The sequence below is a fragment of the Chryseobacterium sp. YR221 genome, from assembly GCF_900176315.1.
Classification (GTDB): Bacteria; Bacteroidota; Bacteroidia; order Flavobacteriales; family Weeksellaceae; genus Chryseobacterium; species Chryseobacterium rhizosphaerae.
The window spans coordinates 1,014,942-1,038,066 of record NZ_FWXM01000001.1; the positions used below are offsets into that span (position 1 = coordinate 1,014,942).

Annotated in this window: 20 protein-coding genes; 9 read left to right on the top strand and 11 right to left on the bottom strand. The window is 39.0% G+C overall.

The features are described from left to right. Window positions 1–247: 247 nt before the first annotated feature. Genes B8967_RS04590 through B8967_RS04600 form a run of 3 tightly spaced genes read right to left on the bottom strand, consistent with a single transcriptional unit; the run spans window position 248 to window position 4,221 of the window. Window positions 248–1,837: an MFS transporter gene (locus tag B8967_RS04590; protein WP_228406025.1), complete on the bottom strand. Its 1,590-nt coding sequence runs from the start codon at window positions 1,835–1,837 to the stop codon at window positions 248–250. After that, entirely contained in the window at window positions 1,830–2,894 is a 1,065-nt protein-coding gene (locus B8967_RS04595; RefSeq protein WP_047490653.1) for an HlyD family secretion protein, read from the bottom strand. The genes B8967_RS04590 and B8967_RS04595 overlap by 8 nt, the downstream gene beginning before the upstream one ends. 4 nt (window positions 2,895–2,898) lie before the next feature. Continuing rightward, the gene (locus B8967_RS04600; RefSeq protein WP_084084746.1) at window positions 2,899–4,221 is read right to left on the bottom strand and encodes a TolC family protein; all 1,323 of its coding nucleotides are present in this window, start codon (window positions 4,219–4,221) and stop codon (window positions 2,899–2,901) included. Between the two features lie 130 nt (window positions 4,222–4,351). Between B8967_RS04600 and B8967_RS04605 the strand changes: the two genes are divergently transcribed. The 8 genes from B8967_RS04605 to B8967_RS04640 all read left to right on the top strand — a co-directional run bounded on the left by B8967_RS04605 (window position 4,352) and on the right by B8967_RS04640 (window position 11,034). Beyond that, complete coding sequence (locus B8967_RS04605; RefSeq protein ID WP_047490658.1) at window positions 4,352–5,164, top strand: AraC family transcriptional regulator; 813 nt, start codon at window positions 4,352–4,354, stop codon at window positions 5,162–5,164. A gap of 204 nt (window positions 5,165–5,368) precedes the next feature. Then, complete coding sequence (locus tag B8967_RS04610; protein WP_084084748.1) at window positions 5,369–5,800, top strand: RrF2 family transcriptional regulator; 432 nt, start codon at window positions 5,369–5,371, stop codon at window positions 5,798–5,800. Between the two features lie 53 nt (window positions 5,801–5,853). Beyond that, window positions 5,854–6,306, top strand: coding sequence for a hypothetical protein (locus B8967_RS04615; protein ID WP_228406029.1), 453 nt, complete (start codon window positions 5,854–5,856; stop codon window positions 6,304–6,306). Continuing rightward, window positions 6,296–7,063: a methyltransferase domain-containing protein gene (locus tag B8967_RS04620; RefSeq protein ID WP_084084750.1), complete on the top strand. Its 768-nt coding sequence runs from the start codon at window positions 6,296–6,298 to the stop codon at window positions 7,061–7,063. Before B8967_RS04615 ends, B8967_RS04620 begins: the two co-directional genes overlap by 11 nt. Before the next feature lie 9 nt (window positions 7,064–7,072). Then, window positions 7,073–7,495: a c-type cytochrome gene (locus B8967_RS04625; protein WP_084084752.1), complete on the top strand. Its 423-nt coding sequence runs from the start codon at window positions 7,073–7,075 to the stop codon at window positions 7,493–7,495. 39 nt (window positions 7,496–7,534) lie between these two features. Beyond that, entirely contained in the window at window positions 7,535–8,260 is a 726-nt protein-coding gene (gene ric / locus B8967_RS04630; RefSeq protein WP_084084754.1) for an iron-sulfur cluster repair di-iron protein, read from the top strand. 13 nt (window positions 8,261–8,273) lie between these two features. Next, complete coding sequence (locus B8967_RS04635) at window positions 8,274–10,517, top strand: nitric-oxide reductase large subunit (protein WP_084084756.1); 2,244 nt, start codon at window positions 8,274–8,276, stop codon at window positions 10,515–10,517. Between the two features lie 64 nt (window positions 10,518–10,581). Continuing rightward, complete coding sequence (locus B8967_RS04640) at window positions 10,582–11,034, top strand: hemerythrin domain-containing protein (RefSeq protein ID WP_084084758.1); 453 nt, start codon at window positions 10,582–10,584, stop codon at window positions 11,032–11,034. 65 nt (window positions 11,035–11,099) lie between these two features. Here B8967_RS04640 and B8967_RS04645 read toward each other — a convergent pair whose 3' ends face one another. The 8 genes from B8967_RS04645 to B8967_RS04680 all read right to left on the bottom strand — a co-directional run bounded on the left by B8967_RS04645 (window position 11,100) and on the right by B8967_RS04680 (window position 20,481). Beyond that, a complete protein-coding gene (locus B8967_RS04645; RefSeq protein WP_084084760.1) occupies window positions 11,100–14,585 on the bottom strand; it encodes a glycosyltransferase family 117 protein in 3,486 nt (1,161 codons plus the stop codon). Window positions 14,586–14,735: 150 nt separating this feature from the next. Then, window positions 14,736–15,524 (bottom strand): SDR family oxidoreductase, encoded by a 789-nt coding sequence (locus B8967_RS04650; protein ID WP_084084762.1) that lies wholly within the window; start codon window positions 15,522–15,524, stop codon window positions 14,736–14,738. An 89-nt stretch (window positions 15,525–15,613) separates the two neighbouring features. Then, window positions 15,614–16,003 carry a RidA family protein gene (locus tag B8967_RS04655; RefSeq protein WP_084084764.1) on the bottom strand — a complete coding sequence of 130 codons (390 nt, stop codon included), beginning with the start codon at window positions 16,001–16,003 and terminating at the stop codon, window positions 15,614–15,616. 100 nt (window positions 16,004–16,103) lie between these two features. Beyond that, window positions 16,104–16,667, bottom strand: coding sequence for a Crp/Fnr family transcriptional regulator (locus B8967_RS04660; protein WP_084084766.1), 564 nt, complete (start codon window positions 16,665–16,667; stop codon window positions 16,104–16,106). Beyond that, a complete protein-coding gene (locus B8967_RS04665; protein WP_228406031.1) occupies window positions 16,661–17,371 on the bottom strand; it encodes an SMI1/KNR4 family protein in 711 nt (236 codons plus the stop codon). Before B8967_RS04665 ends, B8967_RS04660 begins: the two co-directional genes overlap by 7 nt. A 49-nt stretch (window positions 17,372–17,420) precedes the next feature. After that, on the bottom strand, window positions 17,421–17,915 hold the full coding sequence (locus tag B8967_RS04670; protein WP_084084771.1) for a hypothetical protein: 495 nt from the start codon (window positions 17,913–17,915) through the stop codon (window positions 17,421–17,423). 115 nt (window positions 17,916–18,030) lie between these two features. After that, window positions 18,031–18,627 carry a TlpA family protein disulfide reductase gene (locus tag B8967_RS04675; RefSeq protein ID WP_084084773.1) on the bottom strand — a complete coding sequence of 199 codons (597 nt, stop codon included), beginning with the start codon at window positions 18,625–18,627 and terminating at the stop codon, window positions 18,031–18,033. 45 nt (window positions 18,628–18,672) lie between these two features. Then, entirely contained in the window at window positions 18,673–20,481 is a 1,809-nt protein-coding gene (locus tag B8967_RS04680) for a serine hydrolase (RefSeq protein WP_084084775.1), read from the bottom strand. A 310-nt stretch (window positions 20,482–20,791) separates the two neighbouring features. Here B8967_RS04680 and B8967_RS04685 point away from each other — a divergent pair, with 310 nt between their 5' ends. Continuing rightward, window positions 20,792–23,122 (top strand): TonB-dependent receptor, encoded by a 2,331-nt coding sequence (locus B8967_RS04685; protein ID WP_084084777.1) that lies wholly within the window; start codon window positions 20,792–20,794, stop codon window positions 23,120–23,122. Window positions 23,123–23,125 lie beyond the last annotated feature (3 nt).

Sequence of the window (23,125 nt, forward strand, 5' to 3'; positions counted from 1 at the left end):
AAAGCCTTCCGTCCGCAATGACAAAAAACATACAGTTTCGGCCAGTATTTATACTTTTATGATCTTTACATACAATAAAAAAGACTGCCCTAAAGACAGTCTTTCACTAACTACATCAACACATTCCCCTATCAAAAAGTTCTGAAACTCTCTGAAAGGCATTTTTTATTTCTTCAAAAATTTCAGGTAGGGAAAGAGAGGTTTCTTACCTATTTTCATAATAATCGTATGAAGGAATGATCTAAATTTATGCAGGGGATAACCTGCGTGATTTTAAATAAAGTGCCGTACGGTTCAGATACGGAAAAAGGATAATCAATAAAAGCGACGCTGAAAGGAGCCAGCACATCATTTCATAATAATCCATGGCAAAACGTACATGGTCCTGGGCATTAATCTTTCCGATCATCAGCTTATGGGCGGCTTTGGCAGCATGATCTTCAAGCATTCCTTTCGCACTAAGTTTAGCGGTCTGCTTATGAAGGAAATCCTTTACAGCAGGATCTACCGCAGTCAGATGATCCTGAAAGGCATTATAGTGACGGCTTTTTTCAAAAAGTTCAAAATAATTAATCAAAGCTATGCTGATACAGAAGCCCAGATACCGTATCGCCAGGGCCATAGCTGCAGCAGAAGGCCCTATAGCAATGGGAACTGATGATATGATAAAAATAATCGTGGGCACCATGATCAGCCCTACTCCCAACCCCTGAAGAAACAACGGAATAAAATAATTGAATTCATCTGCCTGCACATCAAAAGAATAATACATCATCCCATAAAAAACAAGAAGCATTAAAAATCCGGGAATCCAGATATTCCGTATTCTCTTCTTCTGTAATACCATACAGCAGGCAATGATCACCCCGGCAATAAGCCCTACAAGATTAAAAACATTGATATAGGAGAGATAAAAAGGATCAAAGTGTAGCTCTGTAATAAAATAATTATTGGTAATTCCCGAAGCAAAGCGACAGATATACATTACAAAAAGAATCAGTAATCCCATTTTAAAGTTTTGATATCTGAAAACACGCAGATCGATATAAGGTCTTTTAATAGCGCGCTGGCGAATGACTGACACAACGATTAAAATACCAATTCCAATCACACTTCCCAGAATTCTGGGATCCTCAAGCCAGTAATACTCCTGTCCAAAAATCATGATATAGCCGATCAGTACCAGCATGGTACTGTAAACAGCAAAGCTTTGCCAGTCCAGTTTATAAAGATGAAACCTGGCACCCGTTCTGTAGTTTGTCATCGCAAGAGTCAGAAAGAAAAGACCTGGCACATATGAAAAAATGGCTGTTTTATAAATAATATTAAAATTATATGAGTCTATAAGATCTGCCGTAATCAGGTTATTAAAAGGTAAAGCACAGATCAGAATACCAAAGAATACGGAAAAGCTGATCTCTCTTCCTCTTTCGCTGCTTAACCGTGTAAAAATTAAGGTGAGGGAAAGATTCACATTTCCTGCAAACAGCATTCCCTGAATAAAACGTACCGGAAACAGGATATACACTTCATTCGTACCATAGCAGACCAGACAGGCCATGATCTGTAAAGTCGTAAATAAAAGAAAGTATTCTTTGGCCGCAAGAAAGCTGAAAAAACGCCTCTCCAGGCAGTAAAACCCTACATATCCGGCATAAAACAAAGCTACTGAAAACTGAATATCAGCAGGTTCACACCCATAATATCCTGCTGCTGCATTCACATTAGACAGGGGCAGAAAAAATATAATGATACCCGGGAGGGTCATGGCAAAGAGAATGATCTTGACAAGCCATTCCGGCACCCATCTTTTAAAGTAAGGAATTTTTCTAGCCATTGGAATGCTTTTTACCCGCATATACATTGACGTTCATTCCTAATTTCAGAATATCAATATCTTTTCTTTTACCCTCGATTCTGATACGAACCGGAATACGCTGCACAATTTTCACATAATTCCCTGTTGAGTTATCAGGCGGCAATAATGAAAAGCTTGATCCTGTAGCAGGCGAAAGTGAAATAATCGTCCCCTGAAATTCCTGATCAGGATAAGAATCAGCGACAATTTTCACATGATCACCAATATGCATATCCTTGATCTGGGTTTCTTTATAATTAGCCACTACCCATTTATCCGTTTCATTATTTACAATAAAAGCCAGGGTCTCTCCCGCATCAATCATCTGTCCCACCTCAACGGTTCGTCTTCCCATTCTTCCGTCATAAGCCGCGGTGACTACCGTATAGCTTACATCCAGTTTATGACGGTCCAGTAATGCCTGCAGTCTTGCAATTTCGGCCTGTACAACCGTTTTTTCAGCCTGAATATCATTGATTTTCGACACAGAAGCAGCATATGCATCCTGGGAAGATTTATAATTGCTTTCATTCACCTCCAGGGTAGCTTTCACATCTTCAAGGCGTTGTTTAGTTGCAGATTCCTCGTTGTAGAGTTTCTCATATCTGTTATAATCAAGCTTCTGTTTCCAGACTTTTGCTTCATTGGCACTCACCTGAGCCTGAGCTGAAGCAGCTTCCTTTTCTGTAGTAGTGGTATTGCTCGTGAGAACTTTCAGCTGTGCACGGGCTTTCTGAAGAGCCGCCTGGGTCTGTTCCTGCTGAAGAATATATTCACGGCTGTCTATCACCAGAAGGGTATCTCCTTTTTTCACTTCCTGATTTTCTTCAAACTTGACCGCCACGATGAATCCTCCGGCTCTTGAAATAATAGGATTTACATATTCCTGAACCTGAGCATCATTGGTCTGCTCATATTGATAGTAATTGATAAGGGTAAAACCGCCCCAGACAGCAAGTCCGGCGACGATAAAAACTGAAATCCATCCTGTAATTTTTGTAATCAGTCTGTCGGTTGGGGTATATTTTTTTTTCATTGTATTATAAGGTACCTGTAATATTTTGCAGTAAATAATAATTGTTTTGAGCCATGATTCTGGCTGCTTCCAGCTCAAATTTGGTCTGAAGAAGCTGTATGTCTGCATCCAGCAGATCTGTAACCAGAGAGGCCTGATTGAAATAGGTGTTTTTGATAATGCGGGCATTTTCTTTCGCCTGAACCACATTTGTTTCAGCCACCTTAATCTGCTCAAGAGCTTCCTCATATCGTAAGTAGGCTTCTTTTACCTGCTGTCTGATTTTATCTTCCGTATTCTTATGAGCTTCTTCTTCTTTTTCAAACTCCAGGGCAGCTGCTTTTACTTTATGAGTATTATGATACAGTGAAGAGATGGAAAATGAAGCTTTTACCCCTACCACTCCCAGCGAATACCAGTCGGAATTATATGGATAAAGGAAAATCTGTGGGTTGGCATAATAAAATTCACCATACAGGCCAACTTTAGGGCTTACATTGGCTTTAACCTGCTTAAGCTTAATTTTACTTAATTCCGTTTGCTGTTCGGAAACATGATAGTCAAAAGAATGATCCATAGCCTGTTTTACATACTCTCCGTAGGTGCTGCTTTCATTCCATTCATTAAACGGAGCATCAGGCATCACCACCTGTTCATCAGGAATTCCTAAAATAATATTCAGTTTCTGTGTGGCTATGAGAATATCATTTTCAATGGTGACCAAAGCCATTTTACGTTTGGAAAGTTCAAGCTCTATCCGGAGAACATCACTTTTAAGAACCACTCCGTTTTTATATAAAGCCTGAATTTCTTTCAGCTGAACTTTCTGATCGGCAATATCCTGTTGGATAAGATTTCTGAAAATGAATGTTTTCTGAAGGTCAAGATAAAGGGCAGCTGTTTTATAATGAATATCGGAGACCGCCTGCTCTTTTTGAATATCTTTAATTTTTTGAAGGGTTTGATTCTCTTTGATCTTAAGATTAAGCTTATTTCCCTGATAAATATTCAGGTAAAAATCAGCTCCCGCTCTGTAAAGGGTGTGGATTACTTCATGTTGGGTAGGTTTGGAAAAAATTCCGTTTTCATAAATGGGAATATTGGAAGCTTTCTCGGCAGAACCTTTAACTTCAATTTCCGGAAGCCGTTCTCTTTTGGCATCTTTTACTTCAGCTTCGGCAATGTCTGCATCTATGGTATTGATTCTGATATGACGGCTGTGCTCTTCAGCTTTCTGCCATGCGTCTTTTAAGGAAAGCCGAATGGTGTCATTTCGGGGACTGCCTGCCTGAGCCGATAGCATATAGGAAGTTCCCAGTATCAGCAGTCCGGTAAGATAAATTTTCATCTGAATTTTTGAATTATTGCACTGCAAATTTATCAGCAATCCGGAAAATATTTTTATCTAAAATAGTCAAGTTTTACATGATTCCGGCCAAATGATTATATTTGCATTTTCATACTATTTTCAATTTCTGATGGGATTAATTGCAGCGCTTCCGGATATCGATCGACATGACAAAAGTGTCTTTATTATGCACGAAAAATCAGAAAAACTGATTCCGTTTCACAAGCATACCAAAGGGCAGCTAAGCTATGTAGAAGGCGGTATTGCCTACATTACGATAGATAACCGTACGTATGTAGTACCCGCCAGGCATTTCTTCTGGATTCCTCAGGGAATGGAACATATCCTGGAAATCGGACATAGTGCTACAGTCCTGCGTTCCCTTTATTTTTACGCTCATGATGATATCGCAGATCCTTTTTACAGCAGACTGGGAATTTATCCCGCATCAGAACTTTTGATTCAAATGATCAAATACACGGAAATATGGGATGAAAAACACGTTTCGGCAAAAGATGAGAATTTTGAATTTTTGGTAGCATTAAAAAAAATCCTGCCCAAAACCCACCAACAGCCATTACCTATTATTCTTCCTGCCACTCATAATAAGCAAATGATGAAAATTGTTTCTTACCTTGAATGGAATATCGGAGAAAAACATACCCTGACCAATGTGAGTACAAGATTTGGATTGAGTGAGCGTTCCATGTCCCGTCTCTTTAAATCGGATATGGATATTTCCTTTCTTCAGTATCTGAAAACATTAAGAATCATCAAAGCGATTGAACTGCTTTTAAATACTGATAAGCCGATCAACGAAATTGCCGATGATGTTGGTTATAGCTCTATTAGTGCCTTCAGTGATACTTTCCATGAGTTTACCCAATCCCGACCTTCTGATCTCAGAAAAAGCAGCAAAGCCTTCCGTAATCCTGCAGTTTAAAGAAGCTGTCCATCCTTTTCATACATCAAGAATCAAATACTAAACACATGCACCGGAAAGGTGGCGAAAATTCAAAAAATTTTTGACGGGGTGGTCAATTATTCTCAATTCCTATGATCTTTATCAAACTTAAAAAAAATAAAAGAGTTTTTTATCTTCTATTAAAAATAAGTTTATATCTTTGTCCTATAAAATTCAGAAGAAATGTTTTCCAAAACCTGCGAATACGCATTAAGAGCTTTGATCTATATCGCCCAGCAGTCTAAAAACGGCAGCCGGGTTGGAATCAAAGACATAGCTAAAAGCATTAGTTCGCCTGAACATTTTATAGCCAAAATTCTACAGGATTTAAGTAGAAAAGGATTTGTTCAGTCGGCGAAAGGCCCAAACGGAGGTTTTTATATGGATCAGCAGAATTTGAATAATACCATTGCGGATATTGTGAGAGAAATTGATGGTGACAAGCTGTTTTCAGGCTGTGGATTAGGTCTTGAACAGTGTTCTGAAACACATCCCTGCCCTCTTCATGATCAGTTTAAGAGTATCAGAACCAATCTTCGTATCATGCTGGAGAGTTCTAAAATACAGGCATTTGTCGATAATTTAGATTTAAAACTGACCTATCTTAAGACCTAAAAAAATTTGATCAAATAAAAGATAAAAAGGTCTTAATATATTAAATAATAAAAATGAAATTATATCTTAAAAATCCTGTTGTACTGATGCTGTTTTGTGTAATGGCGGGAATGTTTATGACCATTAGTTTTTTGGAAACACCGATGAAATTTCAGGTGGAAGGAATAACACTTTCAACAGCATTGGGATTGGGGAAACTGATGTTTGGCCTCTCCACAAAAATACAAGGTCTATTCCTTGCTTTAATTCTGATATTCATGTATATCAGCCGTAAAAACTATACAAAAACTGACTGTATGGTTCTCACGGTTTTAATCTTCATACTCCTGTTAGAGCAATTTTGGATGCTTCCCGTACTCGATGCGCGGGTAGATCGTATTTCTTCGGGACTATCATTACCGGCTACTCCACTTCATGACTATTTCATCTATGCGGAAACTATCAAAGCACTAACCTTAGTATTGGCTATTATTTTACAATTTAAAACTCAACCCAATGAATATTGAAAAAATGTCCGGTCACTGGCTGCTGGCCAGAATTGGTAAAAAAGTTCTTCGTCCGGGAGGCCTGATGCTTACGGAAAAAATGCTGACCATGTTACATATTACTCCTGATGATGATGTCGTGGAGTTGGCTCCGGGACTTGGTTATACGGCGCGTCTCGCCTTAAAAAACAATCCTAAATCTTATACAGGAATCGATGCTGAGCAACGAGTAACAGATCATTTGAATAAGGAGTTCAGGCAAACTTCTGCAAAATTTCAATCTGGGAATGCCGCCCACACTTCATTACCGGAGCAGTCCGCTGACAAAGTCTATGGAGAAGCGCTATTGACTATGCATGCTGACCACAGAAAATCTGAAATTATAAAGGAGGCTTCCCGAATTTTAAAACCTAAAGGATATTACGCGATCCATGAACTGGCACTGACACCAGATACTTTAGATGATGATGTAAAACTACATATTCAGAAGGACCTGGCTTCGGCCATTAAAGTAAATGCCCGTCCATTGACTGTTTCAGAATGGACCCATCTCCTGGAAAAGGAAGGTTTTACCATTAAAAAAATAGAAACAGCTCCTATGCATCTTTTAGAACCCCAAAGAATCATCAGTGATGAAGGGTTCCGGGGATTTCTGAAAATTGTAGGTAATCTCATGACCCAACCTGATATACGATCCAGGGTAATACAGATGAGAAAAACATTTAAAAAATATGAAGACTGCCTTTGTGCTGTATCTATTCTCGCTCAGAAAATTTAAATCAATATTATGAAAACACAATTCTTACATACCGCCATTATATTCAGCTTATCTTTATTTTGTTTTTCCTGTTCCAGCAAGGATACCACTCCGATTCCACAACCCGCTCCTTATACTGAACAACCCGCTCCACAGCCAGCTGAAACTCTGGCTCCTCCTGTTTCTAGTAATACTTCCGGCGATCCGGGCCTGAAACTGATAGAAGGAGCAGATTGCCTTGCCTGCCATAAAATAGATGCCAAATTAATAGGACCTTCCTATCAGGATGTAGCGGCAAAGTATACAGACGTAGATATGGATCAATTGGCACAAAAAATCATTGAGGGCGGAAAAGGAAATTGGGGTGATATCCCGATGACCTCTCATGAAGGCCTCAATAAAGAGGATGCTAAACAAATGGTGAAATATATCCTTTCCCTAAAAAAACAGTAAAAAAATTTAAAATAATAAAAGACAAAAAAGTATTATATTATGAATACAAAAACAGACTTAATAGGAAACATGGTGGCTGAAGACTTCAGAACAGCTGCTGTTTTTAAAAGACATGGAATAGATTTCTGCTGTAAAGGCGGAAGAACAATAGAGGAAGCCTGTACTCCTAAAAAACTTGATCCGGAAAAGGTTTATGCCGAACTGGAATCCTTACCGGCAAATGAAGGCGGCTCCATTGATTTCGGCAGCTGGCCTCTCGATCTTCTGGCAGATTATATTGAAAAGACACATCACCGTTATGTAGAGGAAAAAACACCGGTTTTACAGGCTTTTCTGGATAAATTATGCAAAGTTCACGGAGGCAGACATCCGGAATTATTTGAAATCAATACGCTATTCAATGAATCTGCCCATGACCTGGCAGCTCATATGAAAAAAGAGGAGCTTATCCTGTTTCCTTTTGTAAGAAATATGATGAAAGCCAAAATATCGGGAGGGTCCCTTCAGCATCCGGCTTTTGGAACAGTGGAAAATCCGGTCAGCATGATGCAGCATGAGCACAGTGTAGAAGGAGACCGTTTCAGAAGAATTGCGGAGATAACCCATGAATATCTTCCCCCGGCTGATGCCTGCAATACTTACAAAGTAGCTTTTGCCATGCTTCAGGATTTTGAAAATGACCTGCATAAGCACATCCACCTGGAAAATAATATCCTCTTCCCGAAAGCCATCCAACTGGAAAAAGAATATACTGTTAAATCTTAAAAAAACACACGGAATGACACCTAAAAAACTTTGGCGATGGCTTGCTATAGTGATAATTGCTTCATTTGCCGTTCTTATATTTTATGGAACAGAAATTTACAGAAAGATTCCTCCGATTCCTGATAAAGTAGTCAGTACGGACGGAACGGTGATCGCTACAGGACAGGATATTAAAGACGGACAGAATGTATGGCAGTCTATTGGCGGACAAACGGTAGGAAGCATCTGGGGACATGGTGCTTATATTGCTCCGGACTGGACTGCTGATTATGTTCACAGAGAATCTCTTCTGCTTCTTGATGAACTGGCCAAAAAAGACGGGAAGACCTACAAAGAACTTCCCGATGATGAGCAGGCTAAATATCAGGTATTGCTGAAAAAAGAACTTCGTACCAATACTTTCAATGAAAGCAATAACGAAATTATTTTCTCTCCCGAAAGAGCTGAGGTTCAAAAACAGCTCTCCCGGTATTATTCAAAACTGTTTATGAATGATCCTTCTATGGCTACGCTGCGCAGCCAGTACGCTATTCCGGAGAATACCGTCAAAGATGCAGGAAGAATGGCTCAAATGAACGCATTCTTTGCCTGGACTTCATGGGTCTGTATCACAGAACGTCCGGGAGATGATGTCACCTATACCAATAACTGGCCACACGATGAATCGGTAGGAAATGTTCCTCCTCCTTCACTGCATCTATGGTCCGGATTCAGTATACTGCTGTTATTGGCCTGTGTGGGGCTTCTGGTATTTTATCATGCCAGAAATAAGGAAGAAGAAATCAGTGAGGTGCTTCCTCTTGAGGATCCGCTCCGCAATATGAAACCTACCCCTTCTATGAAGGCTACTTTAAAATACATCTGGGTAGTCGCTTTACTGATTCTGGTTCAGATGCTCGCAGGAGTTATTACGGCTCATTATGGTGTGGAAGGAAGCGGTTTTTACGGTATCCCATTGGACCAGTTTTTACCACAGTCTGTTTCCAGAAGCTGGCACGTACAGCTGGCCATATTCTGGATTGCCACTTCCTGGCTGGCAACAGGACTTTATATTGCTCCGGCTGTTTCCGGATTTGAACCCAAATACCAGAAATTGGGTGTTAATATATTATTCGGAGCTTTACTGATTGTTGTACTGGGCTCTTTAACCGGACAATGGCTGGGGGTAATGCAAAAACTGGGTCTGGTAGATAATTTCCTTTGGGGACACCAGGGATATGAATATGTAGAACTTGGAAGGGTCTGGCAGATTTTACTGCTTGTTGGGCTTATTCTTTGGCTGGTCTTAATGGTAAGAGCATTGCTTCCCGCTTTAAAAAGAAAAGACGGAGACCGGCATTTACTGACTTTATTCACGCTTTCATCCGTAGCTATTGCCTTGTTTTATGGAGCAGGTTTAATGTATGGAAGACAGACGCATCTGGCTATTGCTGAATACTGGAGATGGTGGGTGGTCCACCTGTGGGTAGAAGGTTTCTTTGAAGTTTTCGCAACGGTAGTAGCTGCATTTTTATTTACAAGATTAGGATTATTGAGACTGAAATCGGCAACCCATGCTGTATTATTTTCAACGATTATATTCCTCGCAGGAGGTATTTTGGGAACTTTCCACCATCTCTACTTCAGTGCTACGCCTACCGCTGTGCTGGCATTGGGAGCTACTTTCAGTGCACTGGAAATTGTTCCGCTTGTTTTGATCGGTTATGAAGCTTATCAAAACTATCAGCTCAGCAAATCCACCCCATGGATCCAGGCTTATAAATGGCCGATCTACTGTTTCATTGCCATGTGTTTCTGGAACTTTCTCGGGGCGGGCATTTTCGGATTTGCCATCAATCCACCGATAGCCCTGTATTATATCCAGGGGCTGAATACTACTGCTGTTCATGGCCACGCTGCCCTGTTTGGGGTATATGGAATTCTAGGAATCGGATTAATGCTGTTTGTATTACGGGGGCTGTATCCCGACAGACAGTGGAATGATAAACTTATTGGCTGGGCATTTTGGCTGACCAATATAGGATTACTGGTGATGGTCACCATCAGTCTTCTGCCTATAGGAATTATGCAGTCTGTAGCGTCTATTAAGGAAGGCTATTGGTATGCCCGTTCTGCAGAATTCATGCAGACCGACATCATGCATTTTTTAAGATGGATGCGTGTTCCCGGAGATATTTTACTGGCCGCCGGAGAGCTCTTGCTTGTCATTTTTATTTTGGGGCTAAAGTTCGGATGGTCACTGAAAGAAAAACGGTAGCCCATTTCTTTAAATCCCATAGGTTGTAAGGTGAGGGTTTATTTATTATCCTAAAAAAAGAATTATGAAACGTAATGAAAATATCGTCCTTTTATCCAGGGATCATCACTTCGGATTACTTTGCAACTGGAAAATAAGACAGGGACTGAAAAAAGAAGTTGAACTTTCCAGGATCAGAAATTATATTCTTTATTTCTGGAAAAATCATCTTGAGGAACATTTCCATGGAGAGGAATATCTTCTTTTTCCTCCTCTTACGGATGAATATTCCTCCCGGATACAATATGAACATCATCAGATAAAAACGTTGATCCTTCAAATTGAAAATTCAGAAAATGCAGCTTATTTTTCAAATTTTGCTGATCTTCTGGAACAACATATCCGTTTTGAGGAACGCAGTTGGTTTCCCCATCTGGAAGAAAAACTGGATCCTGAAGTTTTAAACATCATTGGAAAGGAATTAGATCAGATTCATTCTGAAGAGAAAGATCTTTATCCCGATGAATTCTGGAAATAAGAATGAATAAAAAAAGTCTCCGAATACCTGTATTCGGAGACTTTTCTATTTTTGTAAGCAGCAGATTATTGAGTCGCTTTCATTATTGCTGTGGTAATCTGATTTTCTTTCTTCTTGGCGTACGTAGAATCAAAAGGTTCCATAATATCGAATAAATACTGATAAAAAGGGGTAATCCTTTGTACATTTTCCGATTCTTTCACTGCCTTCTCTTTCCCCATCTTCTGAAGTCCACTGGCAAAAATATTGAACTTCTTATCGATCGGTTCAACAGATTGCAAGAGGTAAGCATAGGCCTTTTCTTTCTGACCAAGTGTTTTATAAGCCTCTGTAACAGCAGAAACTACAAGAGCATATTCCATAGGTTTTGTTCTCATCTGTTTCCGTGCCGCCATCTGGAATGAAGGGGAAAGATTCAGGTAATAATCATATTCTTTGAAAATTTCATTCTTAAGATTTTCCGCAAGCTGTAATCCTTTCTGTTCCTGACCTGCAATAATGTATCCTGATACAATTGAACTTAATGAACGGGGATCATTGTATTTTTCAGCAGGAATTTCTTTGGCTGCAAGCTCTAAAAGTTCAACGGCTTTAGCCTTCTGATTGTTCAGTACCAATGCAGAAACCGCCCTGCTTACAGACATTCTGTAGCCGATGATATTGGATGTGGCTGTTTCATCATAATAGACACTCTGATCTTTAAAATTTCCCCATCTGAAGTTTTTCACTACCTGATAAAGAGAATTCGGATCTACCCTTCCTTTATCTCCATCAGGATGCTGCGGGGTATGGATGGGTATTAGCCTGTAACTGAATCCGTCAAACTGAAGATATTCATCAAGGTAGAAAATATTCTCACTGTCATAGATTCCTCCTGAAGAGAAGTTAATCGGACGTTTCCAGTCGAAATTTGCCAATAGATCCATCATCATCAGGTTATTTTTATACAGTGTATTTCCTTTATAGGTAATCATAATCTGATTGACAGCATTAGGAAGGTCCTCCGGGTTAATGATTCCTGCTTTCACAGCATTTTCTTTATTGACGGGAAGGATAAATTTGTTAACTGGAAGAATATTGAATTTCTCATATTTCTCTTCTCCAAAATACATTTTTAAAAGCTGATCTTTTTCGGGAGATTTGAACTTAATAAAATCAATCGCCTGCTTCAGTGTTAAAGAATCCTGCGTAAGGTACTTTCTGAATGACTGGAATTCCGTTTCCGGAGCTCCCTGTTCTTTCAACATAGAAAAAACTCCTTCCCAATCTTCTTTCTTCATCATATAGACCTGCTCATTGACTCCATCTCTATAATCTTCATGTGTTAATTGGCTTGGAATTCCCTTTGCATTATACGTTCTTCTTTTTACCTGATCTATGCTCCAGGGAGTTGCCAGTAGTGTAAAATTTACTGTTTTCACATCATCCCGGAACCTTTCTGTTTCCTGAATCGCCCAAACCGGAAAAGTATCATTATCACCATAAATAAAAATAATATCCTCTTTTGGTAACGATCTTAGGAATGAATAAGCATAATCATGTGCCGCAGATTTCCGGCTTCGGTCATGTGATGTATAGTTCTGGAAACCCATCATAAAAGGTATTCCCAATAAAACAACTCCTAATGCTATATTGGCTCCGTTAGATTTTATTTTGGATTGTAAGAACCATAGAATAGCTCCGGCTCCCAACCCTATCCAGATGGCGAAGGCATAGAATGAACCTACCATGGCATAATCTCTTTCTCTTACTTCAAAAGGCTTTACCCCTGTATAGAAAACAATTCCTACACTGGTTAAAATAAATAATGATAATAAGGCATAGAATCTTCCGAAGTCTCTGTTCAACTGGAAAAAGAATCCGATCAATCCTAAAATCAATGGAAGGAAGAAAAAGGCTACGGTGCTTTCATTTTTAAACTTAGCAGGCATTGAATCCTGATTTCCGAGTAGTGCATTATCGATAAAAGAAAATCCTGAGATCCAGTTTCCTTTTGTACTTTCCATATTTCCTTCAAGATCATTCTGCCTTCCTACGAAGTTCCACATCAGGTACCTTACAAAGTAATATCCATTCTGGAAAGAGATGAAATAATCCATATTCTGGGCGAAAGAAGGTCTCTGAACCTTAATCAGGTCATATGGTTTTACCTTCAGATAATCTGCCGCAGTAATTGATTTGTTTTCATATTTTGTTCTCATCTCATCGAAGATCTGCTTAGCCTGTGGGTTGTCTGCAACATCCTCATTGTCATAGTTAAAGGTAAAATCCGGAGCTCCATACAGGGCAATATAGTTGGCCGTTACCTCTTTATCTTCACTGAACATTCTGGGCATAAAGCTTATATGGGATTTACTGAATACATAATTGAATCTTTCCCCTGTTTTTCTATAGGTTCCGGTTTTTTCGTCTTTTTCGTAAATATCTCCTGTTTTCTCTGTTTTATAACTTCCGTCTTCATTTTTCTCTATCCCTTTTGCATCAAGGAATGCGGTATAATTTTGTCCATAAGTTGTTGGCCAGTCACCATACTGTACCCTGTTATAATAATCTCTCATGCCAATAGCTGTATCAGGATCATTAAGGTTCATCGGTGGATTGGCATTTGCCCTGATCGGGATGACCATCCAGCATGAAAACCCAATAATCATGTATACTAAGGATAAAACGATGGTTTGATATATTTTCTTTTTAGTCTTCCTCGCATATTGTATCAGCATATACGAAACCGCTACCATCAGTATAAATGCGACAATAGTTCCGGAGTGGAAAGGTAACCCCAGGCCATTCACGAAGAAAATTTCGAGTCTTCCGAACATCGTCATGATCAAAGGGAAAATAATCTTAAATACCAACGCCAGGATCACCAGTGTTATAAAATTAGCCAGAATAAAACTTTTCCAGGTAAACGTATAATTTCTTGCATAATATACAAGGCATACGGCAGGAACCGCCAGCATACACATCATGTGTACCCCAACAGAAAGTCCTAAAATAAAGAAGATAAGGATAATCCATCGCTCACTGTCTGCTGCTTGATACTCATTCTCCCATTTCGTGATCAGCCACACCAAAAGCGCTATAAACAGTAAAGCCATCGAATATACTTCTCCCTCTACTGCCGAAAACCAAAAGGTATCTGAGAAAGTAAAACATAAAGCTCCAACCACTCCGGCAAACAGAATAGAAAATTGCTGTTTCCTGGTTATTTCTTCAACATCTTTATGTAAAAGTCTCCTTAAAAAATGGGTGATTGTCCAGAATAAAAATAAAATAGTAAACGCACTGAACAATGCAGACATCGCATTGATCACAATAGCATAATTCTGTTCGTTCCCCAGTGCAAAAATACTGGCTACCGCCCCCATAATCTGAAATAAAGCCGCTCCCGGGGCGTGGGTGACTTCAAGTTTTACGGCTGATGAAATATACTCTCCACAGTCCCAGAAACTCAAATAATGTTCTATCGTTGAGAGATAGGTAATTAAGGCAATACCGAAAAGGAACCATCCGAGCACGGTGTTCCATTTTTTAAAAGACCAATTTTTCATATAATATTCTCCAATAATCAGTAAGACAACCGGGAAAAGGAAAGTATTACACAGTATTGTGAAAATATTACAATTTCCAGAGGATATTTATACAAAAAGCCTTCAGATCAGAAGGTTAAAGGTTTATATTTTTATAAGAAAATTCTTGCTTTAATATGTATTATTCAATCCTCCATCCAAAGGAATACTGGTGCCGGTGAGATAGGCTGAATATTCTGATGCCAGAAAAGCCACCAGGTGACCATATTCTTCCGGTTTTCCTAATCTTTTCATTGGAATCTTATTTTCTCTGGCTTTTTTTATTTCTTCAGTAGAAGCTCCTGTTTGCTGTGCTTCATGATTAATAAGATTCTGGATTCTTTCCGTATCAAAATATCCGGTGAGAACATTGTTTACAGTAACATTATGCTGGGCTATTTCATTCGATAATGTCTTGGCCCAGGCGATTACTGCTGAACGGATAGAGTTGGAAAGCGCAAGGTTATTAATGGGCTCTTTCACCGATAATGAAGAAACATTGATGATACGGCCTTTTTTCTGCTGAATCATATGAGGTAAAGCCAGCAATGTGGTTTCACAGACTGTTTTAAAGAGCAGATCAAATGCTTTTTGATAATCTTCTGCATTTTTGTCCAGGGCCAACCCCGGTTCAGGACCATTGGTATTATTGACCAGAATATCTATGGAATGATTGCTGAAATAGCCTGTTATCGTTTTCTTATAGCTCTCAAAGTCAGAAAAATCGGCAACCAGATATTCGTGTTTCTGATCTGCATTCACGATTGGTAACAAAGAAACAAAGTCTTTAAGTTTATCCTCATTACGGGACATTACCGTGACATTGGCTCCGCATTTTGCCAGCTCTATGGCAATTCCGGCTCCTATTCCCTGCGTTGCTGCTCCTACCAGAGCATTTTTTGAAAAAAGTTGAATATTCATAAGCTCTTTGCTGAATTATATTGATTCATATAAATGTAAGAAAAAACCTTCAAAATCTGTTTGAAGGTTTCTTATTCTGCGGTCGATAACTATTTAACCACGGTGGCTTCCAGTTCTACTTTCAATGTTTCAAATAGCCCGTTTACTTCCAGCATGGTAACAGCCTGTTCGATCCGGTGTTTTGCAATCCACTCCTGAAGGATCGGAAAATATGGCCAAAGCTCGTGTGTAGAAGTGGTATATATGTTTAACCTGACAATGCCCTTGCATTCATACCCTGCTGTGGTTATAACTTCTTCTAAATTTGCGATAGCCTGCATCAGCTGGGATTTCATGTCTTTATCACTTGAGGTTCCGTCAGGATCAATAGCCGCCTGCCCGGAGCAGTATAATGTACTTGTGGCATTCTTCACCTCAACCGCCTGGGAATAACTTCTTTCATCCTGCCACTTCCACGGGTTTACTGTTCTTTTTTCCATTGTATTCAATTTATTAAAGGTTACTTTGCAAAATTGAAGAATAGAGGCTTTACAATTCTGTGATCGCGATCACGATTATGAAGTGAGGGAAATCACAATTTTAGAGCGGTAACCTGCTTAATGTTTCTCTGGAAACTCCTAAATAGGCTGCAAGAAGAGACTTTGGAACGCGTTGGACGAGTGTCGGATACTTTTCAAGCAGTTGCTTGTAGCGTTCTTTTATCTCAGTGGTCATCGTAGAAATAATCCGTTGTTGTGCTGCAATGAAACCCATATATGCTTTTTCCAGGAAAAAATGCTCCAGCTTGGGTAGCTCGGTACATAGCTTTCTGTAATCCGGCAAGCTCAGGCACAAGACTTCAGTGGCTTCCACACACTGCAGGGACATGGTGGCCTTAGTTTGTGTATAATACGCCTGAAAATCTGTTTCCCACCAATCTTCCATGGCAAATCCTACAATATGCTCCTTTCCTGATTCATCGGTATACACCAGTTTCAGTAAGCCTTTTAACACAAAATAATGGTAGGCTACCGCTTCCCCTTCCTGTACTAAAAACTGATGTTTTTTATATTTTCTAAAAGAGAAGAAAGAAGATACTATTCCGAATTCTTCGTCGGTAAGCGGAACGATTTTTTCAATATGGATTCTTAGCTGCTCTAGCATTTTGTATAATTGAACTTCTTATTTAGCTGGTCAAAAGCAATTTCTTTATTTATAATTTCAGCAACCTCATCAAACGTCACCAGCCCTTCTGCCTCAAATGTGCGACCATTAGGAACTTTATACGTATATTCAAAAATATCCCGCTGATAAATATTCTTTAGAAGGGCAACCTGCGATGGCTTTAAATAGGGTTCATGGGTCTTCAGCTGATGATATAAATTCTGTTTCAGATCTTCCTCATCATCTTCATAAAACATAGCGTCTTCATCTATTTCCGTTACTGCTTCCAGCAATTGGCGAAAAATAAAATCCTGTAAATTTCCGGCCAATACTTCTGCCTCTTCGTCATCATGAGGAATCAGTGTAATGGGAATTTCACCATTATTCTGCAGGTCAAACTGAAAAGCATACAAGTCTCCTGCTCCATTTTTAGCAAACGGAACAAACTGATAATCCGGATGAATATTTCTATAATCCTCCTCATCCGACATTTCTTCAATGGAAGCTCTCACCAACTGAGGATCGTCCCAGATCTCAATATCATATCCAAATAGCAATAGCGGAGGATTCTTTTTTAGTTGAGGAAAAACCGTAAGATGCCAATCCGGTCCGGTTTCACCCCAATCCAGCATCTTGTTTTCGGCAAGCTGCTTATAGATTTCAGGATATTGAAAATCATAGGTTTCTTCTAATTCTGTGGTCATATTCATTGTGATTTCAATTATTATATTAATGGATTACAGTTTCTTATCGTTATATTGACAGGGTAAACGGATAATTTTCGCTTAATTCCGGATGGATACTGTTCAATGCTTCATAAAATGCCTGTTTTACTACCTTCGGGATACTTTCATGTTCTTCAAAATACCTATCCAACTGCCGGATGATAAACGCCATCTGCAGCCAGTCTTCAAAACTGATGCGCATAGGAACAAGGCTCTCATCATAATCATGATCATAAAAGAAGACTTCGGTATTTTCATTCATAAACCACCGGTCACCCTGCCCGTTTCCGGCAAAGCACCAATAATCGGTTAGTTCAAATTCTTTATTTTCATTGAGTGCTTCAACAGCATTATATAGAATTGTTTCTGAAGAAATCTCTGTTGTTTTCATAGAAGTCACCAGATTTTTGTACCGTTCAGAAAAAGAAAACGCTACAGTCTTAGGAAAGTTTTGCAAGTCCTTTCCCTCTTTCAGGATCTCAGTTTCTATCTCTTCAATAGTCAGTATTTTAAACGTCATCATAGCCCTCCTAATTCTTTTTTCTTTGCTCTACTTTTATTCTTTATTCTTTATTCTTTATTCTTGGTTCTCAACTCTTGGTTCTTGACTCTTGGCTCTATAAAAAAAGCTCTCACCATCACCTCTTCTGGATTAACAGTTCATCAATTTGGGCATAAAATGAATCTTTACTGTAATCTGCCAGTCCCTGATGATGAAGACGAATTTCCCCTGTTTTATCCAGTACAACTGTAGTTGGTAACGAACCGCTATATAAATCCTTTGGAATAGCTCCTGCAGAAGTTATAAAAGGGATTGTAAAATTCTTCTGTTTTAGATAGGCTTTGCCAAGCTCAGGATTGTCATCAAGATTTACCGTTAAAAATACCATATCCGGATGGTTCCTGTACTTTTCATAGAATTCCTGAATAGAAGGAAATTCCGCCCTGCAGGGAGGACACCATGAGGCCCAAAAATTAATGAAGATCACCTTTCCTTTTAGGTCAGCAGTATTAATTGCCGTTCCGTCTTCGTTTTTCAGCATAAAACCGGCATACAAAGGAGTGGATGAATTCATTTCTTTAGATTCCGATATGTTGGAATTAAGAAGGCCTGTAGAGGCCACTTGCCTCATTAACCAGGCTTTTGCATCCGGGCTCACTAATAAAACAACCAGCAAAACTGCAAAAAAAACAGTAGATCCATTCTTTTTAATCCATTTTTTTATGTCTTCCATATTTCTTATTTCTCCAATAAAAATCCTTTGAAAAGCATTTCTATGTTATAATGTTTTTAAAACCTTAACCGCCTTTTCATTTTTAGGGCTTATTTCCAACAGTTTCAGATAGGTCTGCTTGGCCTTATCTTTTTGACCGGCTTTCACATAAGCTTCTCCTAAACTGTCATAAACATTTTGGCTGTTAGGATACAATATAGCATTCACACGGAAAAAATCAATTGCTTTTGTAAAATCTTTTTTGCTGAGCAATGCATAACCGGTATTATTCAAATAGTCTTCGGAAAGAAAATAATGATCACTGTCTTTGATTTTGGCATTTTTATAGGCTTGTAATCCTTTATCAAAACTCCCTTCCATAACCAGTTCTAACGGTGTCTTTTCATCACTTCCCATTTGTGGATTTTTTGAGCGTACCGTTTTATCCTGTAATACTTGTACAAGTTCGAGTTTCCCGGTTGAAGCATTTTTCACAAATTCTGACGTAAAATCCCAATTCTGCATGACATAGGTATTCTCTCCCACTTTAATGAGTTCCATTGGGGTTTCCAAATCATTAATATTCAACAGTAACTTTCCGTTTTCACGATAGATCCTGTAAAGTCCGTACTTGTCAAATTGGTAACGTCCTATACTTTTATTAAAGTCCTGCTCGGTTAGAGGTAAAGCTTTATAAACAGGGGGAAGATAATTTGGCCATTGATACACAGATGCCACTGAACGGACCAATTCTTCTATAAAATCAGGTTTATTGGTATTGGTTAAAATGACAACGCCATCCCCACTGGTTTTACTTCCTATAAACCTGCTGGAAAATCCTTCATTCCATCCCCCGTGGTTGAAGTAGGCCTGTCCGCTTTTATTCTCAAGGAAAATTCCTAATCCTTCAAATTTATCAATGAAAGGACTCGTAAATTCCTGCGCCGTTTTCTGAGAAACAACAATATGGCTTTTATTATTTAGGGTATTCTGAATATCAATTACAAACTTGGCCAGATCTTCAGCCGTAGTCCACAAACCTGCGGCGGCCATTTCAGGATAAATATGATACTTTCCCTTCACTCTCTGCCCATCCATAGTATAAGCTGTAGCTGCCCACTGAGCCTGATGTTCAGGTAGCGGCTGACTGAAAGTACTGTTTTTCATATCCAAAGGCAAAAGCACATTTTCTTTTATAATGGTGGGAAAGTCTTTTCCTTTAATGTCTATAAGCATTTGCTGCATCACACAATATCCACCACCAGCATAGCGGAAAGGTGTTCCGGGAAGTTTATCCACTACAATAGCAGAAGTATTAGACGGGCTTTCTCCCTTTAAAACCTGGATCAGCGTTGGAATAGGTGTGCCCGCTTCATATCCGGGGAATCCACTCACTGTAAAACCTGCAGTATGGCTTACAATATTTTTGAGACTGACTTTTTTTTCTTTTGTAAATTTATTTTCCGGAATCTTCCAGGAAGTCAGGTAGGTGTTTACATCAGCATCCGGATTAATTTTTCCAGCTTCCACTTCCTTTAAGGCAGCATAAACACTTACAGGTTTACTCATAGAAGCTGCCTGAAACAAAGTTCTGGAATTCACTGGAGTCTTAGATTCTACATCTGCCAGACCATATGTTTTGCTCCAGATCACTTTGGAGTTTTTGATAACAGCAATGCTTACTCCCGGAACATTATAATGTTTCATTCGGGATTCCAGTGTCCAGAGTGGCTTGCCCTCAAAACGAATGACAGGCATTAATCCTGACTCAACACTGGAAATTTCTTTGCTCAATTCAGGTTTTACCTGGGCAAAAGTAGAATTTCCTATTATTCCGAAAGCGAATGCAATATAAAAAGACGTTTTAACGTTCATGGTACTGAAGTTTGGTTCATCAAAAATATAACTTTAGCCATACTAAATCCAATGTATTTTTGATATTGCCACTTAGTACCTGAAAATTAAAAAAATAATAACCCCTTTAGTGTACTATGTTTTGCATAAGTTCCATTATCTTTGCCAGCGGAGTTTCCGGCTAATTTTTTAATAAAAAAGAGTCGGTTAAGGAATTAATTTATTCAATAACAAGTTTTTGTGTAACTAATCCTCAGTCTCTTCAACTAATCTTACATCAATAAACTATTTTAATATAGAAAAAAGATCTACTTCTTTTTAAACAAAACTAATGCAAACATCCTTTTTAAAGATTACCGCAGCCACCGCTGCGCTCTGTTTCAGCACCTTTGTAATCGCCCAGCAAACCTATTCCGTAAGTGGAACGGTTAAAGACAAAAAAAATGGCGAATTACTGATTGGAGTAACCGTAAAAGTAAGTGAAGATCCTTCGATTAACGTTGTTGCCAACGAATATGGCTTCTATTCTCTCTCCTTACCGGAAGGCAACTATACAATCATTATTTCCAATTCGGGATATAAAGATTTTGAACAGCAGATCAAAGTAGATCAGAATATAAAGCTTGATCTTCCTCTTATCCAGCAGGAAGCCATCTCAAAATCGATTGATGAAGTAGTGATAACGGGTATAAAAAAAGATAAAAATCTTTCTACAGCCCAAATGGGAACTGAGACCCTAAGCATCAAAAACATTGAAAAACTACCGGTTTTATTTGGTGAAAAAGACGTTATGAAAACCATACAGCTTTTACCGGGGATCAAAAGTAACGGTGAAGGAAGCAGTGGATTCAGTGTAAGAGGTGGTGCTACCGACCAGAATCTTATTTTACTGGATGAAGCTCCGGTTTATAATGCCTCTCATTTACTTGGATTTTTCAGTACCTTCAACAGTGATGCCCTGAAAGATGCCAGTATTATCAAAGGAAACAGCCCTGCCCAATATGGGGGACGTCTGTCTTCCGTATTGGATGTCAAGATGAAGGACGGAAATAACCAGGATTATAACGTCAACGGAGGAATCGGGCTGATCAGCAGCAGACTGAGCGTAGAAGGTCCTATCCAGAAAGAGAAATCATCATTTATTGTTTCCGGAAGAAGAACCTATGCCGATTTATTCCTTAAGGCCAATAAAGATTACAAGGACAATAAGTTATATTTTTATGACCTTAACTTGAAGGCCAATTATCAGCTTAATGAAAATAACCGCCTTTATCTATCCGCCTATTTTGGAAGAGATGTTCTTGGATTAGGAAATACATTCTCTACAGATTGGGGAAATACAACAGCCACACTACGCTGGAACAGTATTATCAACAGTAAATTATTTTCAAATACATCCTTCATCTACAGCAATTATGACTATAAAATCAGTCTGAAGAGCAACGATAATGTATTTGATTTGAATTCTAAGATACAGGACTGGAATCTTAAGCAGGATTTCACCTGGTTTGCAGGAAATAAGCATTCTATACGTTTTGGTCTTCAGTCTATTTATCATATCCTTACCCCAAGCAGTGCTTCAGGGACGAGTGTGAGCAGCTTCCCAAGAAATCCAAGATATTCATGGGAAAACGCCCTGTATATCAATGATGATTTTAAGGCTACAGAGAAGCTAACCATTAATTATGGGGTAAGACTTTCCCTATTTAGTGTATTGGGAGGTGATACTTTCAACACGTATGAAAACGGAAATCTTACAGAAAGCAGGTTTTTAGAAAAAGGGAAATTTGGGAAAACCTATGTAAACCCTGAGCCCCGTATTACCGCTAATTACCGTATCAATGAAGTCAGCAGTGTGAAAGGTGGCTATTCCCGTAATACTCAAAATCTACACCTTTTAAGTAACAGCAACAGCGGAAATCCTACAGACCAATGGATTGGAAGCAGCTATACGGTAAAACCGGAAATTGCAGATCAGATCAGTGCAGGATACAGCAGGAATTTCAAAAACAATAATTATGAAATCAATGCTGAAGTCTATTACAAATCCATGCAAAATCAGATCGATTTCAAAAATGGAGCTCAGATTGGGTTTGATACAGGATCAGATGTAGAAAATGAATTGCTGTTCGGAAAAGGAAGAGCCTACGGTCTTGAGCTTATTGCTAAAAAGAAAAGCGGAAAGCTTACCGGATGGATTTCTTATACCTTATCCAAAACTGAAAGAAAAATAAACGGGATCAATAATAATGAATGGTATAATGCCAGAATGGATAAAACGCATGATCTATCCGTAGTTGCCACGTATCAGTTTAATGAAAAATGGTCCATGTCCGGTCTTTTCCTGTACAGTACCGGAAATGCAGTGACCTTCCCTACCGGAAAGTATGAACTGAACGGACAAACGATCTTCCAGTACAGCAACAGAAATGCAGACAGAATGCCAGCTTATCACAGAATGGACTTGAGTGCTACCTATGAGCCAAGCTCTAATAAACGCTTCAAGGGTTCATGGACTTTTGGTATTTATAATCTGTATGGTCGTGAAAATGCCTATACGATTACCTTTGAAGACAACCCAAATAATCCGGGAACAACACGTGCTATGCAGACTTCTCTATTCCGTTGGGTACCTAACATCACTTACAATTTCAAATTTTAAATC